Source organism: Mycobacterium yunnanensis (assembly GCF_025823185.1).
GTDB lineage: Bacteria > Actinomycetota > Actinomycetes > Mycobacteriales > Mycobacteriaceae > Mycobacterium > Mycobacterium yunnanensis.
Genome location: NZ_JACKVK010000013.1, coordinates 600476 through 614251, shown reverse-complemented (window position 1 = coordinate 614251; position 13776 = coordinate 600476). Strand labels below are relative to the sequence as shown.

Below are 13776 nucleotides of genomic sequence, written 5' to 3'. Positions count from 1 at the left end.
GTGCCAGTCGTGGTGGTCACCGACTCGTCGGCCCGGATGGATCGAAACGTGTTGCAGCGTCGGGGGATTCGACAGGTCCCGTTGCACGTGCTGGTCGACGGCGCGGACTTGCTCGACGAGGTCGACGACGTGCCCCACGACGTGCACGACCGGCCGCACGCCACCACCGCAGGCGCCACACCGGCCGATTTGACCGAGGTCTATCGCCAGGCGCTGGCCGACAGCGACGGCGACGGGGTGGTCGCGGTGCACCTGTCCGCCGCCTTGTCGAGCACCTACAGTTCGGCCGTTGGGGCGGCGCGCGAGTTCGGTTCTGGTGTGCGCGTGGTGAATTCGCGATCGGCGGCCGCCGGGGTCGGCTTCGTCGCACTGGCCGCGGCCCGCGCGGCGTGCGACGGCGGGGATCTCGACGCCGTGGAGGCCGCGGCGCGCGCCGCGGTACCGCGGGGTCACGCCTTCATCGTGGTGCACCGGCTCGACAATCTGCGGCGCAGCGGCCGGATCGGCACCGCTGCGTCGTGGCTGGGCACGGCGCTCTCGCTCAAGCCGCTGCTGCGCCTCGACGTCGACGGCCGACTGGTGCTCTCGCAGCGCATCCGCACGGTGTCCAAGGCGCATGCCGCGCTCGTCGACGCCGTCGCCGAAGCGGTGGGCGATCACTCGGCAACCCTGGCCGTGCATCACGTCGACAACCACGACGGCGCCGCGGAGGTGGGGGCGGCACTGACGGCCCGCCTGCCGCAGGTGAATTCGATGTCCGTCACCGACATGGGCCCGGTGCTCTCGGTGCACGTCGGCGGTGGGGCCGTCGGCGTCTGCGTGACGCTGGACGAGTGAGGAGGCCTGATGGCGTATCTGGAACTGACGCGCGCAGAGCGCGAGGACTTCGCGGACCTCCTCGACGGGCTGACTGCGGCCCAATGGGCTGCGGCGTCGCTGTGCGCGGGCTGGACCGTCCGCGACGTCGCGGCGCACTGTGTCAGCTTCGAGGGTGTTCCGCCTGCGGGTCTGGTCGCTCGGTTCGTGAAGGGGCGGCTCCAGACCGACCGCATCAACGCGCTCGCCGTCGAGGCCCTGGCGGATCGCTCGAACGAACGAATCGTGGACGTCTTCCGTGACAACGCCGAGCCCTCCGGGCTGACCGCTGGCTTTGGCGGCCGAATCGCCCTCACCGACAACATGATTCACCAGCAGGACATTCGACGGCCGTTGGGGTTGCCCCGCACGATCCCCGCCGATCGGCTGCGCGTGGCACTGGACTTCGTTCGCTACGCGCCCACGATCCGAGGGGCGTGGCGCGCCCGCGGCGTTCGGCTCGAGGCCACCGATCTCGACTGGTCGCACGGTCGCGGCGACCGGGTGCGCGGTTCCGGCGAGGCGCTGCTGATGGTCATGGCGGGCCGCCCCGACGCGCTCGCCGACCTCGACGGCCCAGGACTGGTCAGGCTCGCCGCACGCGTCCGGTGACCGGGGGCAGATCCTTGAGGGTGACCATTCCCGGGGCAGCGGCGACGACCGCGGGTACCGCATTGGTCACCGGCATGGCGGTGTAGATCATCCCTAGCCCCATGAAACCCGGTTCGTTCCAATCCTTCGGCGGCAGGCAGTGCAGCACCGTGCGCATGTTGGGCGTCCCGAAGACCTGGATGACGTGGCCGTGCTCGAGCGGTTTGGGTGGGGTGACGTGGCTGCCCATCGTCCAGTTGAAGCCGACGCTGACGACGTTGCGCTCGCCGACCCAGCCTCGGTGATAGCCGAAGACCCCGCCGACGGTGCCCGCCGGGATCTGCATGAACCCGAGGTCGGAATCACCGGTGGCGGCGGTGAATTCGACGTCGAAGGTCATCCGGTCGAGCGTGGCGCCGATGGCGTCGGCCATCATCGCCGCCGACTCGGCGAACACCTCGCTCTCCACTCGGACGCTCTCGGCCAGACCCGGGGTCTGCGGGTCCCGGCCGAATCCCATGGCCGACTGCGTGCCCGCCGACTCGTAGGTCGAGCAGTCCACCGATTCGGTGATCCTGATCTGGTCGACGTCCTCGCACGCCCCCGAGAGCACCATGCCGACCATGTTGGTCATGCCGGGGTGCGCCCCGCTGCCGAAGATGGTCGAACTACCCGTGGCGCAGGCCTTCTCGATGCGCTGGCGGTCCTCGGGCGTCTGCTTGCCGCCGGTGATCCACGCCGCGCTGGAGCAGACGTTGACCCCCGCCTCCAGCAGGCGGACGAGATCGTCGACGCTGGGCCACAACGGGTTGTAGCAACAGGCGTCGGGTTTCAGGGCGATCAAGGCGTCCACGTCGTCGGTGGCGGTGACGCCCGTCGGCTCGGTCAGCCCGGCGAGTTCGGCGGCGTCGACGCCCACCTTGTCGGCGCCGTGGGCGTACACCCCGACCAGTTCCATGTCGTCGCGCCCGATGACGGCATGCAGCGAACGCCGCCCGATGTTGCCGGTGGTCCACTGAATCACCCGAAGCGGTGTCGTCGTCATGGGGTGGACACTATTCGCGAAGTGTGCACCGGCGGGGGCGAATCCTCGACATCGTCGCCGCGCCGAGGTGCCGCTGCGCTGGCATGATCGCCGAATGCACCACTTCCTGCCCGCCACGCCGTCGACGGTGCACTGGGGATTCTTCGACCCGCGGCTGCCGCCGACGATCGTCGTCGCGTCCGGTGACCTGATCCAGATCGAGACGCTGACCCATCACGCCGGCGATGCTCCGGACCTGCTGATGGACGACGGCATCGCGGCGGTGTTCGACGCGGTCACCGACCGCGGGCCGGGGCCGCACCTGCTCACCGGGCCGATCGCGGTCGAAGGCGCTCGACCAGGGGACGTCCTGCAAGTGGACATCCTGGAGGCCATTCCCCGGCTGCCGCACGGTTCGAACCTCGCCGCGCACTGGGGCCACCTCTACGACGTGCTCGAGCGCGAGCGGGTCACGATCTACGAATTGGACTGCGACGCCATGCTCGGACGCGCGGTCTTCGGCTACGACTGGACCACGACTCCGCTGGCCGATCAGCCGGGCACGATCGTCACCCCGGACGCCGCGGCCCGTGAACCCGCGCTGCCCGGTGTGGTCGTCCCGCTGCGGCCACACTTCGGCACCATGGGCGTCGCGCCCGCCGAGCCGGTGCGGGTGTCGTCGGTGCCGCCCGGTGATCACGGCGGCAACGTCGACGACTGGCGCATCGGTGCCGGCGGCCGCATGTACTTCCCGGTCCAGGTGGCCGGTGCGCTGCTCTCCGTCGGCGACCCGCACGTCTCCCAAGGCGACGGAGAGGTCAGCGGGACGGCACTCGAGGCCTCGTTGAACGGACTGCTGCGGGTGACCATTCGTCGTGATCTACCCTTCACCGTGCCGGTGCTGGAGACCGCGACCGATCTGCTGGTGCACGGTTTCGGCGACACCCTCGACGACGCGATGAAGGCGGCCGCGATGAGAACACTCGACGTCTTGCAGAAGCACTTCGGCCTGACGGCAGCGGACGCGTATTCGTTCATGTCGGTCGCGGTCGACTTCACGGTGACCCAGGTCGTGGACCAACGCCAGGGCGTGCACGGCCGCATCGACAAACGGTGCTTCCCGAGCTGGCGGACCGCCGGATGACCGGCATCCGTGCGTTCACCTTCAGCCCCGCCGACGGCGTGCCCCCCGGCGTCGCCCCGTTCGCGCACGCCACCGCGGCCGGGCAGACCCTCTACGTCACGGGTCAGATGCCGACCGGTGTGGACGGTGCCGTCGTGGGCTCCGACGTCGCCACCCAGACCGATCAGGTGATCCGAAACCTGGTGCGCGTCACCGAGCTGTGCGGCGGCGGCCTGGCCGACGTCGTCTCGGTCCGTGCCTTCCTGACCGACTGGGACGACTACGACGCGTTCAACGCCGCCTACGCCCCCTGGTTTCCGGACCGGTTGCCGTCACGGACGTGCGTCGGAGTGAGCGGCCTCGCAGTCGGCGCACTGGTCGAGATCGACTGGGTGTGCTGGCGCCAAGACGGGTGGCAGTAGTACACAGACCCCACTTCGTCCACAGCCGTCGGCTGCCGGGGGCTCGACGACATCGGGGCGTCCGGGGGCGCGCATACCGTCGCGGCATGCGCACCGAACGACCGGTCCTGGACGTGGAACGTCGCCTCGCCGGACCACGCACGCCCGACGAGGAGCCCGAGACCGCCTCAGGCGGTGAGGAGTCCGACACGACCCTGTCACGATGGCTGCCCGAGGTCACTGCAGGCACCGCCACCGGCTGGCTGGCGTCGGTGCGGGCCGACCCAGGGCGCGCAGGGGTCGTGGGCTTGAGCATCCTCGGCGCCGTCGCCGTGCTGGTGACGGTGTTCACGCTGACCCGTGACGACGGTCCGGCCGTCACGTCCGCGAAATTGCCTCCGGTGCAGATGGTGTCGTCCACGGCGCCGACCGCACCGCCCGGCGGACCGACTGACGCCAAGGTCACCGTCAGCGTGGTCGGGCTGGTACACCAGCCCGGGCTGGTGACCCTCGGCGCGGGATCCCGCGTCGCCGACGCGCTTGCCGCAGCAGGCGGTGCGGTCGACGGGGCGGACCTGGTAGGGCTCAACATGGCGCGCCGCGTCGGCGACGGGGAGCAGATCGTCGTGGGTCTGTCCTCACCGCCGGGCGCTCCGCCGTCGATGGGCAGCTCGATCACCTCGCCACCCGATGCGGCACCCGACTCTCCGTCGGTGGCTGGCGAGAAGGGCCCGGCGGCAGGTGAACTCGTCGACTTGAATACGGCGACGGTCGAGCAGCTCGACGCCCTTCCCGGCGTCGGCCCCGTCACGGCGGCGGCGATCGTCGCCTGGCGCGACGCCAACGGCTCGTTCGCCGGAGTCGATCAACTCGGGGAGGTCGACGGCATCGGCCCGGCCCGATTGGAGAAGCTGCGGGCGCTGGTTCGGGTGTGACGTTCCCGTCGGTCGCGGACGGGCCCGACGTCCGGTTGGTGCCCGGTGCGCTGACCAGTTGGGCCGTCACCGCGGCCGGCATCGTGTGGGGCACCACGGCGGGGGTGGTGGCCGTGGTGGCCGCCGTCTTGGTCGCGGCGGCGACGCGGTGGCGGTGGCGGATGCCATGGCCCACGGTGGTCGCAGTGGCGGCGGTCGGGGTGGCCTTCGCGGTGGCGGTGGGGCTGCGGGTACAGGACGCCGACGAGCATCCGATCGTGTCGGAGTACGGCACGACCGTGGCGGTGGTCCTCACCCCGACCGAGTCGCCTCGCATGCTGCGGGGCGCGCGAATCATGTTCCGCGCCAAGCTGATCTCACTCGACGGACGACAGATCGGCGGGCGCGTCGTGGTCTTCGCATCGGGTGCTGACTACCGAGAGGTGTCCGCGGGGCGGCCCGCCGCGTTTCGCGCCCACGTCTCGCGACCGATGCGGCGGGACTTGTCGGTGGCGGTGCTGACCGCCACGGGCAGTCCGCGCTGGGGCACCGCCAGCCTGGTGCAGCGGTCGGCCGCCGAGGTGCGGGCCCGGTTCGCCGATGCCGCCCGGTCGGTGCTGCCGGGGGATCAAGCGGCCATGCTGCCCGCGCTGGTGCTGGGGGACACCTCGGCGGTCGACGAGGACGTCGAGGACGACTTCCGCGCCGCCGGACTGACTCATCTGACGGCGGTGTCGGGGGCCAACGTCACCATCGTGTGCGGCGCGGTGTTGCTGTCCGCGGTGGTGGTCGGTCCGCGGATCGCGGTCGGCCTGGCCGCGGTTGCGCTGATCGCGTTCGTCGTGGTGGTGCAGCCGTCAGCCAGTGTGCTGCGGGCCTCGGTGATGGGGTCCATCGCGCTCTTCGCGGTGCTGTCGAGGCGCCGCCGACGGGCCATCCCGTCGTTGTCGGCCTGCGTGCTGGTGCTGTTGGTGGTCTCACCCGAATTGGCAGTCGACCTCGGCTTCGCGCTGTCGGTGTCGGCGACGGCCGCGCTGGTGGTCGTCGCGCCGGTGTGGACCCGCCGTCTGGTCGACCGCGGCTGGCCGACTCCGGTGGCGGCGGCGGTGAGCGTCGCCGTCGCCGCCCAGCTCGTCACCACTCCGCTGGTCGCCGGGATGTCCGGAACCGTCAGCATGGTCTCGGTGCTGGCGAATCTCGTCGTCGCACCGGTCATCGCGCCGATCACGGTGATCGGCACCGCGGCGGCGGTGCTGACGGTGCCGTGGCCCGCGGCGGCGGAGCTGATGATCCGGTTCACCGGTCCGGAGCTGTGGTGGCTGACCCACGTCGGCACCTGGGCGGCGGCGGTTCCCGGTGCGGTGATGACCACGCCGTCGGGCTGGCCGGGGGTGCTGATCACCGCGACCGCCTCAGTGGCCGCGGTGGTGCTCTGGCGGTGGCGACGTGGGCGTGTCGCGGTCGTCGCCGCCGCGGTGTGCCTGGTGGCGTGGAGCGTCGGTGCGGCGTGACACCATCGTGGCGTGAGTTCACTGCACCTGGTCCTGGGGGATGAAGATCTGCTCGTCGACCGTGCGATCGGCGCGGTGCTGCGGGCCGCCCGCAAGCAGGCCGGCACCCAGGACGTCCCCGTCGACCGGATGCGCGCCGGTGAGGTCAGCGTCAACGAGCTCGCCGAGCTCCTCAGCCCCTCCCTGTTCGCCGACGAACGCATCCTGGTGCTCGAGGCGGCGGCCGAGGCCGGCAAGGACGCGGCGGCCCTCATCGCCGACGCCGCGGCGGACCTTCAGCCGGGCACCGTGCTGGTGGTCGTGCACTCCGGTGCGGGCCGCGCCAAGGCGCTGGCCGATCAACTGAAGAAGCTGGGGGCGGAGGTCCATCCCTGCGCCAAGATCACCAAGGCCGGCGAACGCGCGGACTTCGTCCGTCGGGAATTCCGCGGGCTCAAGGTCAAGGTCGCCGACGACGTCGTCACCGCAGTGCTCGACGCGGTCGGATCCGACGTGCGCGAGCTGGCCGCGGCCTGCTCACAGCTGGTCGCCGACACCGGTGGCGAGGTGACCGCGGCCGCCGTCCGCCGCTATCACAGCGGAAAGGCCGAGGTGAAGGGGTTCGACATCGCCGACAAGGCCGTCGCCGGGGACGTCTCCGGCGCCGCCGAGGCGCTGCGCTGGGCGATGATCGGCGGCGAACCGCACGTCGTGCTCGCCGACGCGTTGGCAGAGGCCGTGCACGCGATCGCGCGGGTAGGTCCGCTCACGGGGGATCCCTACCGGCTGGCAGGCGAACTGGGCATGCCGCCGTGGCGCGTGCAGAAGGCGCAGAAGCAGTCCAGGCGATGGACGCGCGATTCGGTGGCCGAGGCGATGCGCCTTGTGGCCGCCCTGAATGCCGACGTCAAGGGTGCCGCCGCCGACTCGGACTATGCGCTCGAGTCGGCGGTGCGACGGGTGGCCGAATTGGCCGGGGGGAACTAGCTCAAAGCTTGTGCAGGGCCTGGGCGAGGGCCGACTTCTTGTTGGCCGCCTGGTTCTTGTGGATGACGCCCTTGCTGGCGGCCTTGTCGAGCTTGCGGCTCGTGGTGGCCAGCAACTCGGTGGCCTTGTCCTTCTCGCCGGCGTCGACGGCCTCGCGGAAGCCACGGACGGCCGTGCGCAGAGCGGACTTCACCGACTGGTTGCGCAGGCGCGCGGTCTCGTTGGTGAGGATGCGCTTCTTCTGCGACTTGATGTTGGCCACGCGAAAGTTCCTTTGCGAATGTCTGCTTGGGTTTACCAAAGTGTGCACGGGCGCCCTGGTGAGGGCAGCGAGGGTTCAGGTTACCAGCGAAGCAATGAATTTCCCAAAGCGGCGTGGCCTGGCCTGCCGAAACGAGGACGTTGGGGCAGCATGTCTGTCGTGAGCCTTCGAACCCTGCCTGCGGACGGCGCCCGAACGGGGCGAAAGACCGCGTCCTCGCCCACACGTCACCACGGGATCTTCGGCGGCTACAACGACGTCGGCGACTACTCCAAGGCCTTCGACGAGATGTTCGACGCGCAGGGCAACGTCCGCGGGCCGTACAAGGGCATCTTCAACGAACTCGCACCGTCGGACGCCTCCGAGCTCGCCGCCCGGTCCGAGGCGCTGGGCCGCGCGTTCGTCGACCAGGGCATCACCTTCTCGCTGTCGGGTCAGGAGCGGCCGTTCCCGCTGGATCTGGTGCCGCGCGTCATCTCCGCGGCCGAATGGTCGCGACTCGAGCGCGGCATCAAGCAGCGGGTCAAGGCCCTCGAGATGTTCCTCGACGACATCTACGGCGAACAGGAGATCCTGCGCGACGGCGTCATCCCGCGCCGGCTGATCACCTCGTGTGAGCACTTTCACCGGGAGGCGGCAGGCATCGTGCCGCCCAACGGCGTGCGCATCCACGTCGCCGGCATCGACCTGGTGCGCGACGGTCAGGGCACGTTCCGGGTACTCGAGGACAACCTGCGGTCGCCGTCGGGCGTCTCGTACGTGATGGAGAACCGCCGCACGATGGCGCGGGTGTTCCCGAACCTGTTCGCCACCCACCGTGTGCGCTCGGTCGGTGACTACTCCTCGCACCTGCTGCGCGCGCTGCGCAACGCCGCCGCCTCCAACGAGGCCGACCCCACTGTCGTGGTGCTCACCCCGGGTGTCTACAACTCCGCCTACTTCGAGCACTCGCTGCTGGCGCGTCAGATGGGCGTCGAGCTCGTCGAGGGTCGCGACCTGTTCTGCCGCGACAACACCGTCTACATGCGCACCACCGAGGGCGATCGTCAGGTCGACGTCATCTACCGCCGCATCGACGACGAGTTCTTGGACCCCATGCACTTCAAGCCCGACTCGGTGCTCGGCGTCGCCGGGATCCTCAACGCCGCGCGCGCAGGCAACGTGGTGATCTCCAGCGCCGTCGGCAACGGCGTCGGTGACGACAAGCTGGTCTACTGCTACGTCCCGACGATCGTCGAGTACTACCTGGGTGAGAAGTTGTCGCTGGCCAACGTGGACACCTTCCGGTGCTGGCTGGACGACGAGCGCGAAGAGGTACTCGACCGCATCGACGAACTCGTCATCAAACCCGTCGAGGGCTCGGGCGGGTACGGCATCGTCTTCGGCCCCAGTGCCACCGAGAAGGAGCTCGCGGCCATCACCAAGAAGGTCCGCTCCGACCCGCGCGGCTGGATCGCCCAGCCCGTGGTGCAGCTCTCCACCGTGCCGACGCAGATCGAGGACAGCCTGGCCCCGCGGCACGTCGACCTGCGACCGTTCGCCGTCAACGACGGCGACGACGTGTGGGTGCTCCCAGGCGGTTTGACCCGTGTCGCGCTGCCCGAGGGGTCCCTGGTGGTGAACTCCAGCCAGGGCGGCGGCTCGAAGGACACCTGGGTGCTGGCGTCGCGGACGTCGGTGGCCGACCGCGAACTGGCCGCCGCGGAAGTCGTTCGCGCCCTTCCCAAGCCGAAGCCGACGAAGGAGCGCAACGGTGACGGGCCCGCGCAGTCGCAGAAGCAGTCGCAGACCGGCGGGAACGTCGAGAGCCAACACGAGCAGCAACAGCAGCAGCAACAACAGCAGCAGCAGCAGGCGGTGAACGGCTGATGCTGGCACGCAACGCGGAATCGCTGTACTGGATCGGCCGCTACGTCGAGCGGGCCGACGACACGGCGCGCATCCTCGACGTCACCGTCCACCAGCTCCTCGAGGATTCCAGCGTCGACCCCGACTTGGCGTCTCGCACGCTGCTGAAGGTGCTGGGAATCACCCCGCCCAAGACCGAACTCGACCTCTGGTCGTTGACCGACCTGGTCGCCTTCAGCCGCGACACCCCGGGTGGCTGTTCGATCGTCGACTCGATTTCGGCGGCCCGCGAAAACGCCCGCGGCGCACGGGAAGTCACCTCGACCGAGATCTGGGAGTGCCTCAACACGACCTACAACGCCCTGCCGGAGCGCGAACGCGCGGCCCGGCGCCTCGGGCCGCACGAGTTCCTGTCCTACATCGAGGGCCGGGCCGCGCAGTTCGCCGGACTGGCCGACTCCACGCTGTCTCGCGACGACGGTTACCGGTTCATGGTGCTGGGGCGGGCCATCGAACGCGTCGACATGATCGTTCGGCTTCTGCTCTCACGGGTCGGGGACAGTGCGTCCTCACCGGCGTGGGTCACGGTGCTGCGTTCCGCCGGTGCGCACGACACCTACCTACGGACCTACCGCGGCGTTCTCGACGCAGGCCGGGTGGTCGAGTTCATGATGCTCGATCGCCTGTTTCCGCGGTCGATCATGTACTCGCTGCGACTTGCCGAGCACAGCCTCGACGAACTGCACCACCGCCGGCTCAACCGCGTCGGGGCGACTGCCGAGGCACAGCGACTGCTGGGCCGCGCCCGCAGCGAACTGGAGTTCCTGAGGTCCGGAGTGCTGCTGGAATCCCTCGACGAACGACTCGGCGCCTTGCAGATCACCTGCGCCGAGGTCGGAGAAGCGTTGGCGCAGGAGTACTTCTACTCGGCACCGTGGGTCGCCTGGACCGACGCCGGCCGCAACGGATCGCTGGTCATCGAAGAGGGCGAGGTCTGAGTCCATGAGCGCTCGCGCGAAGAGGAGAAAATAATGTGGCGCATGCGAGTGATTCACGCAACCGGTTACGCCTACAAGTCTCCGGTCACCGCGTCGTTCAACGAGGCCCGCCTGACCCCGCGGTCGGACTCGCGGCAGAACGTCGTCCTCAACCGCATCGAGACGGTGCCCGCGACCCGGTCCTATCGCTACGTCGACTACTGGGGTACCGCCGTGACGGCGTTCGACTTGCACGCCCCGCACGCCGAACTCGAGGTGACGGCGTCGTCGGTCGTCGAGACAGACAAGGGCGAGGTGCCCGAAGAACAACTCACGTGGGAGGACCTGGAGTCACCGGCGGTCAAGGACCAGTTCGACGAGTACCTGTCCGCCTCGGAGTACACCCCGGTCAGCCGGCGCCTGACCCGGGTCGGCGAGCGCATCGCGAAGTATCACGATCCGCAGCAGGCGGTGATCGAGGCTGCACAGTGGGTGCACACCGAGTTGGACTACGTGCCTGGCACCACGGGCGTGCACTCCTCGGGGCTCGACGCACTGCGCGAGGGTAAGGGCGTCTGCCAGGACTTCGCGCACCTGACTCTGATCCTGTTGCGCAGCATGGGAATTCCCGCACGCTACGTCTCGGGGTATCTGCATCCCAACGCCAAGGCGAAGGTGGGCGACACCATCGACGGTCAGAGCCACGCCTGGATCCAGGCGTGGACGGGCGGTTGGTGGCATTACGACCCCACCAACGACAAGGAAATCAACGAGCAGTACATCAGCGTCGGGGTAGGCCGTGACTATCACGACGTGTCCCCGCTCAAGGGCATCTACTCCGGCGAGGGGTCGACCGATCTCGACGTCATCGTCGAGATCACCCGGCTGGCGTAGGGCGCACCTCGACGCGCAGCAGATCGTCACCGAGTTCGACCCGGCCGGCGAAGGCGGTGGCCGCCAGCGCGCGCCAGTCGTCCTCCTGGCCGGCGATGAGCGCCGGCACGTAGTGGGTGAGGATCAGGGTGCCGACCCCGGCCCGCGCCGCGGTGTCGGCCGCCTGCTCCACCGAGGAGTGGTAGTCGAGGATGTCCTGCAGGCGCTGGTTGGGCACCCGTGCGATGAGATCCTTGCGGATCACCGTGTGCACCAACGCATCCGCGTCGGCGCTGAGAATGTCCACGCCGGCGCAGGGCACCGTGTCACCGGCCACCACCACCGAGGCGCCCGAGTACTCGACCCGAAATCCGATCGTCGGCTCGACCGGCCGGTGATCGGTCGGCCCCACCGCCACGGTGACGCCGTCGACGTCCCAGACGGTGCCGTCGGTCACCTCGTGGACCTCCACCACGGGCGGCTCGGTGATGTCTGCGTGGTGACCGACGCGGTAACCGACGTCCGGCGCGAGTGAGGCCAAGACCGCCTCGACGACGGCGGCCGTACCCGGGGGGCCGAACACCGGCAGGGGAGTGCGGGCGAACGTGGAGATCCACCGCGTCGTGATGACGTCGGACAGATCGGTGATGTGGTCGCTGTGCAGATGCGTCAGCAGCAGCGCGGACACGTTCGCCGCGCCGACCCCGATCGCCGCGGCGCGCATCAGGACTCCTCGTCCACAATCCACCAGAATGGTCTGACCGCCCGCCTGCACCAACGTCGCCGGGCCCGCCCGGTGGGGGTCGACCATCGGGCTGCCCGTGCCCAACAGGGTGACGTCGATCATGACGTCATGTCTACCCGGTCAAGATCGGTTACGCGGGACTATCGCCTTCGCCCAGCCCAACCCCAGAATTCGATGACCCATTGAAAATAAGCGCCTAAAACGGTGTGAGCTGCAGGTTGACGCAGACAAGCCAAGCGCGAATCTCCATACGTCATTTACGACCGCGAAACAGGTCGGCAACAGAGACTGCCTAGCGTCGGCGGCACATCCAATCGAGGAGGAATCATCGTCACCACGCTCACCGGACGGACCGCCGAGGTCGCCGAGCGGCTGGCCGCTTCAGGCGTCAAGTACGCGGCCATCAGCTTCGTCGACGTTCACGGCAAGCCCAAGGCGAAGATGGTTCCGCTCGGCCACCTCGAGCAGGCGTCGCGAGGGTCCGAGATGTTCACCGGCGCCGCCCTCGACGGAGTTCCGCAGGACGTCAACGACGACGAGGTCGCCCCGCACCCCGATCTCGACGCCGCCATCATCGCGCCGTTCAACCGCGAGATCGCCTGGTTCCCGGGCGATCTCTGGATCGGCGACACCCCGTTCGAGGCGTGCAGCCGTCAGATCCTCAAGCGCGTCACCGCCGACGCCGCCGGCCTGGGGTACACCTTCAATTTGGGCATCGAGACGGAATTCTTCTTGCTCACCGACGACCGCGAGGGTGTCCCGCAGCCGGCCAGCCCTGACGACGACCTGGCCAAGCCGTGCTACGACCTGCGGTCGATGCTGCACAACTACGGCGTGGTCGACGAGATCGTCTCAGCCATGAACGAACTCGGGTGGGACGTCTACTCCTTCGACCACGAGGACGGCAACGGCCAGTTCGAGACCGACTTCACCTACACCGACGCCGTCGCCATGGCCGACCGGCTGGTGTTCTTCCGCATGATGGTCGGCGAGATCGCCCGCAAGCACGGGCTGTTCGCCTCCTGGATGCCCAAGCCGTTCGCCGACCGCACGGGCAGCGGTGCACACTACAACATGTCACTCGCGGACTCCTCGGGGGTGAACCTGTTCGCCGCCGACGACGACCCTCGCGGCTGCGGCCTGTCGACCCTGGGCTACCAGTTCACCGCCGGCGTGCTGCGGCACGCGTCGGCGATCTGTGCGGTCATCGCGCCGACGGTGAACAGCTACAAGCGACTGGTCAAGCAGGGCAGCATGTCCGGGCTCACGTGGGCGCCCATCTTCGCCTGCTACGGCGACAACAACCGGACCAACATGATGCGCATCCCCAGGGGTGGTGGGCGGGTCGAATGCCGCGCCGCCGACAGCGCGAGCAACCCGTACCTCGGGGCCGCGCTGGTGCTCGCCGCCGGACTGGAGGGCATCCGCGAAGGTCTCGATCCCGGTGACCCCAACCGGGACAACCTCTATGACGCGTCCGAACGTGACCTCGCCGAGCGTGGCATCGGCTGGCTGCCGCGATCCCTCGGTGAGGCCGTCGATGCCCTGGAGGCGGACCCGTTGGTGCGCAAGGTGTTCGGCGACGCCATGTTCACCTCGTTCGTGACCGAGAAGCGGGCCGAATGGGACTCCTACACCGCGCACGTGTCGTCGTGGGAGACCGATCGCTACCTGAGGTTCTGGTGA

The 13776-nt window shown here is 69.2% G+C and carries 14 protein-coding genes; 11 read left to right on the top strand and 3 right to left on the bottom strand.

Annotation, left to right across the window (positions count from 1 at the left end):
- A complete protein-coding gene (locus tag H7K45_RS26565) occupies positions 1 to 837 on the top strand; it encodes a DegV family protein (protein ID WP_263999075.1) in 837 nt (278 codons plus the stop codon).
- Between the two features lie 9 nt (positions 838 to 846).
- Positions 847 to 1467, top strand: coding sequence for a maleylpyruvate isomerase family mycothiol-dependent enzyme (locus H7K45_RS26560; protein ID WP_263999074.1), 621 nt, complete (start codon positions 847 to 849; stop codon positions 1465 to 1467).
- On the opposite strand, the gene H7K45_RS26555 is transcribed toward H7K45_RS26560, so the two are convergent.
- The gene (locus H7K45_RS26555) at positions 1442 to 2491 is read right to left on the bottom strand and encodes an NAD(P)H-dependent amine dehydrogenase family protein (RefSeq protein WP_263999073.1); all 1050 of its coding nucleotides are present in this window, start codon (positions 2489 to 2491) and stop codon (positions 1442 to 1444) included. The genes H7K45_RS26560 and H7K45_RS26555 overlap by 26 nt on opposite strands.
- Before the next feature lie 94 nt (positions 2492 to 2585).
- Here H7K45_RS26555 and H7K45_RS26550 point away from each other — a divergent pair, with 94 nt between their 5' ends.
- The 5 genes from H7K45_RS26550 to holA all read left to right on the top strand — a co-directional run bounded on the left by H7K45_RS26550 (position 2586) and on the right by holA (position 7385).
- Positions 2586 to 3614 carry an acetamidase/formamidase family protein gene (locus H7K45_RS26550; protein WP_263999072.1) on the top strand — a complete coding sequence of 343 codons (1029 nt, stop codon included), beginning with the start codon at positions 2586 to 2588 and terminating at the stop codon, positions 3612 to 3614.
- Entirely contained in the window at positions 3611 to 4015 is a 405-nt protein-coding gene (locus tag H7K45_RS26545) for a RidA family protein (RefSeq protein WP_263999071.1), read from the top strand. Before H7K45_RS26550 ends, H7K45_RS26545 begins: the two co-directional genes overlap by 4 nt.
- A gap of 86 nt (positions 4016 to 4101) precedes the next feature.
- The gene (locus tag H7K45_RS26540) at positions 4102 to 4929 is read left to right on the top strand and encodes a ComEA family DNA-binding protein (RefSeq protein ID WP_263999070.1); all 828 of its coding nucleotides are present in this window, start codon (positions 4102 to 4104) and stop codon (positions 4927 to 4929) included.
- Positions 4926 to 6419 carry a ComEC/Rec2 family competence protein gene (locus H7K45_RS26535; protein WP_263999069.1) on the top strand — a complete coding sequence of 498 codons (1494 nt, stop codon included), beginning with the start codon at positions 4926 to 4928 and terminating at the stop codon, positions 6417 to 6419. Before H7K45_RS26540 ends, H7K45_RS26535 begins: the two co-directional genes overlap by 4 nt.
- A 21-nt stretch (positions 6420 to 6440) precedes the next feature.
- Positions 6441 to 7385 (top strand): DNA polymerase III subunit delta, encoded by a 945-nt coding sequence (gene holA, locus H7K45_RS26530; RefSeq protein ID WP_263999334.1) that lies wholly within the window; start codon positions 6441 to 6443, stop codon positions 7383 to 7385.
- A gap of 1 nt (position 7386) precedes the next feature.
- Here the strand turns inward: holA and rpsT are convergent, their stop codons facing one another.
- Positions 7387 to 7647, bottom strand: a complete 261-nt coding sequence (gene rpsT / locus H7K45_RS26525) for a 30S ribosomal protein S20 (RefSeq protein ID WP_263999068.1) — start codon at positions 7645 to 7647, stop codon at positions 7387 to 7389.
- Positions 7648 to 7797: 150 nt separating this feature from the next.
- On the opposite strand from rpsT, the gene H7K45_RS26520 reads away from it, so the two are divergent.
- The 3 genes from H7K45_RS26520 to H7K45_RS26510 are packed head-to-tail and all read left to right on the top strand — an operon-like array spanning position 7798 to position 11366.
- Positions 7798 to 9516 (top strand): circularly permuted type 2 ATP-grasp protein, encoded by a 1719-nt coding sequence (locus tag H7K45_RS26520; protein ID WP_263999067.1) that lies wholly within the window; start codon positions 7798 to 7800, stop codon positions 9514 to 9516.
- The gene (locus H7K45_RS26515; RefSeq protein ID WP_263999066.1) at positions 9516 to 10493 is read left to right on the top strand and encodes an alpha-E domain-containing protein; all 978 of its coding nucleotides are present in this window, start codon (positions 9516 to 9518) and stop codon (positions 10491 to 10493) included. The genes H7K45_RS26520 and H7K45_RS26515 overlap by 1 nt, the downstream gene beginning before the upstream one ends.
- A 33-nt stretch (positions 10494 to 10526) precedes the next feature.
- Positions 10527 to 11366, top strand: a complete 840-nt coding sequence (locus tag H7K45_RS26510) for a transglutaminase family protein (protein ID WP_263999065.1) — start codon at positions 10527 to 10529, stop codon at positions 11364 to 11366.
- Here H7K45_RS26510 and H7K45_RS26505 read toward each other — a convergent pair.
- Positions 11350 to 12192, bottom strand: a complete 843-nt coding sequence (locus tag H7K45_RS26505) for a ribonuclease Z (protein WP_263999064.1) — start codon at positions 12190 to 12192, stop codon at positions 11350 to 11352. The genes H7K45_RS26510 and H7K45_RS26505 overlap by 17 nt on opposite strands.
- Positions 12193 to 12417: 225 nt before the next feature.
- Between H7K45_RS26505 and glnT the strand changes: the two genes are divergently transcribed.
- The gene (gene glnT / locus H7K45_RS26500) at positions 12418 to 13776 is read left to right on the top strand and encodes a type III glutamate--ammonia ligase (protein WP_263999333.1); all 1359 of its coding nucleotides are present in this window, start codon (positions 12418 to 12420) and stop codon (positions 13774 to 13776) included.

Bases quoted from the DNA above. Each gene is read 5' to 3' on its own strand.
- H7K45_RS26515 (WP_263999066.1), top strand. From the start codon at position 9,516: ATGCTGGCACGCAACGCGGAATCGCTGTACTGGATCGGCCGCTACGTC.
- H7K45_RS26555 (WP_263999073.1), bottom strand. From the start codon at position 2,491: ATGACGACGACACCGCTTCGGGTGATTCAGTGGACCACCGGCAACATC.
- H7K45_RS26510 (WP_263999065.1), top strand. From the start codon at position 10,527: ATGTGGCGCATGCGAGTGATTCACGCAACCGGTTACGCCTACAAGTCT.
- H7K45_RS26560 (WP_263999074.1), top strand. From the start codon at position 847: ATGGCGTATCTGGAACTGACGCGCGCAGAGCGCGAGGACTTCGCGGAC.
- H7K45_RS26520 (WP_263999067.1), top strand. From the start codon at position 7,798: ATGTCTGTCGTGAGCCTTCGAACCCTGCCTGCGGACGGCGCCCGAACG.
- H7K45_RS26540 (WP_263999070.1), top strand. From the start codon at position 4,102: ATGCGCACCGAACGACCGGTCCTGGACGTGGAACGTCGCCTCGCCGGA.
- H7K45_RS26505 (WP_263999064.1), bottom strand. From the start codon at position 12,192: ATGATCGACGTCACCCTGTTGGGCACGGGCAGCCCGATGGTCGACCCC.
- H7K45_RS26545 (WP_263999071.1), top strand. From the start codon at position 3,611: ATGACCGGCATCCGTGCGTTCACCTTCAGCCCCGCCGACGGCGTGCCC.
- H7K45_RS26550 (WP_263999072.1), top strand. From the start codon at position 2,586: ATGCACCACTTCCTGCCCGCCACGCCGTCGACGGTGCACTGGGGATTC.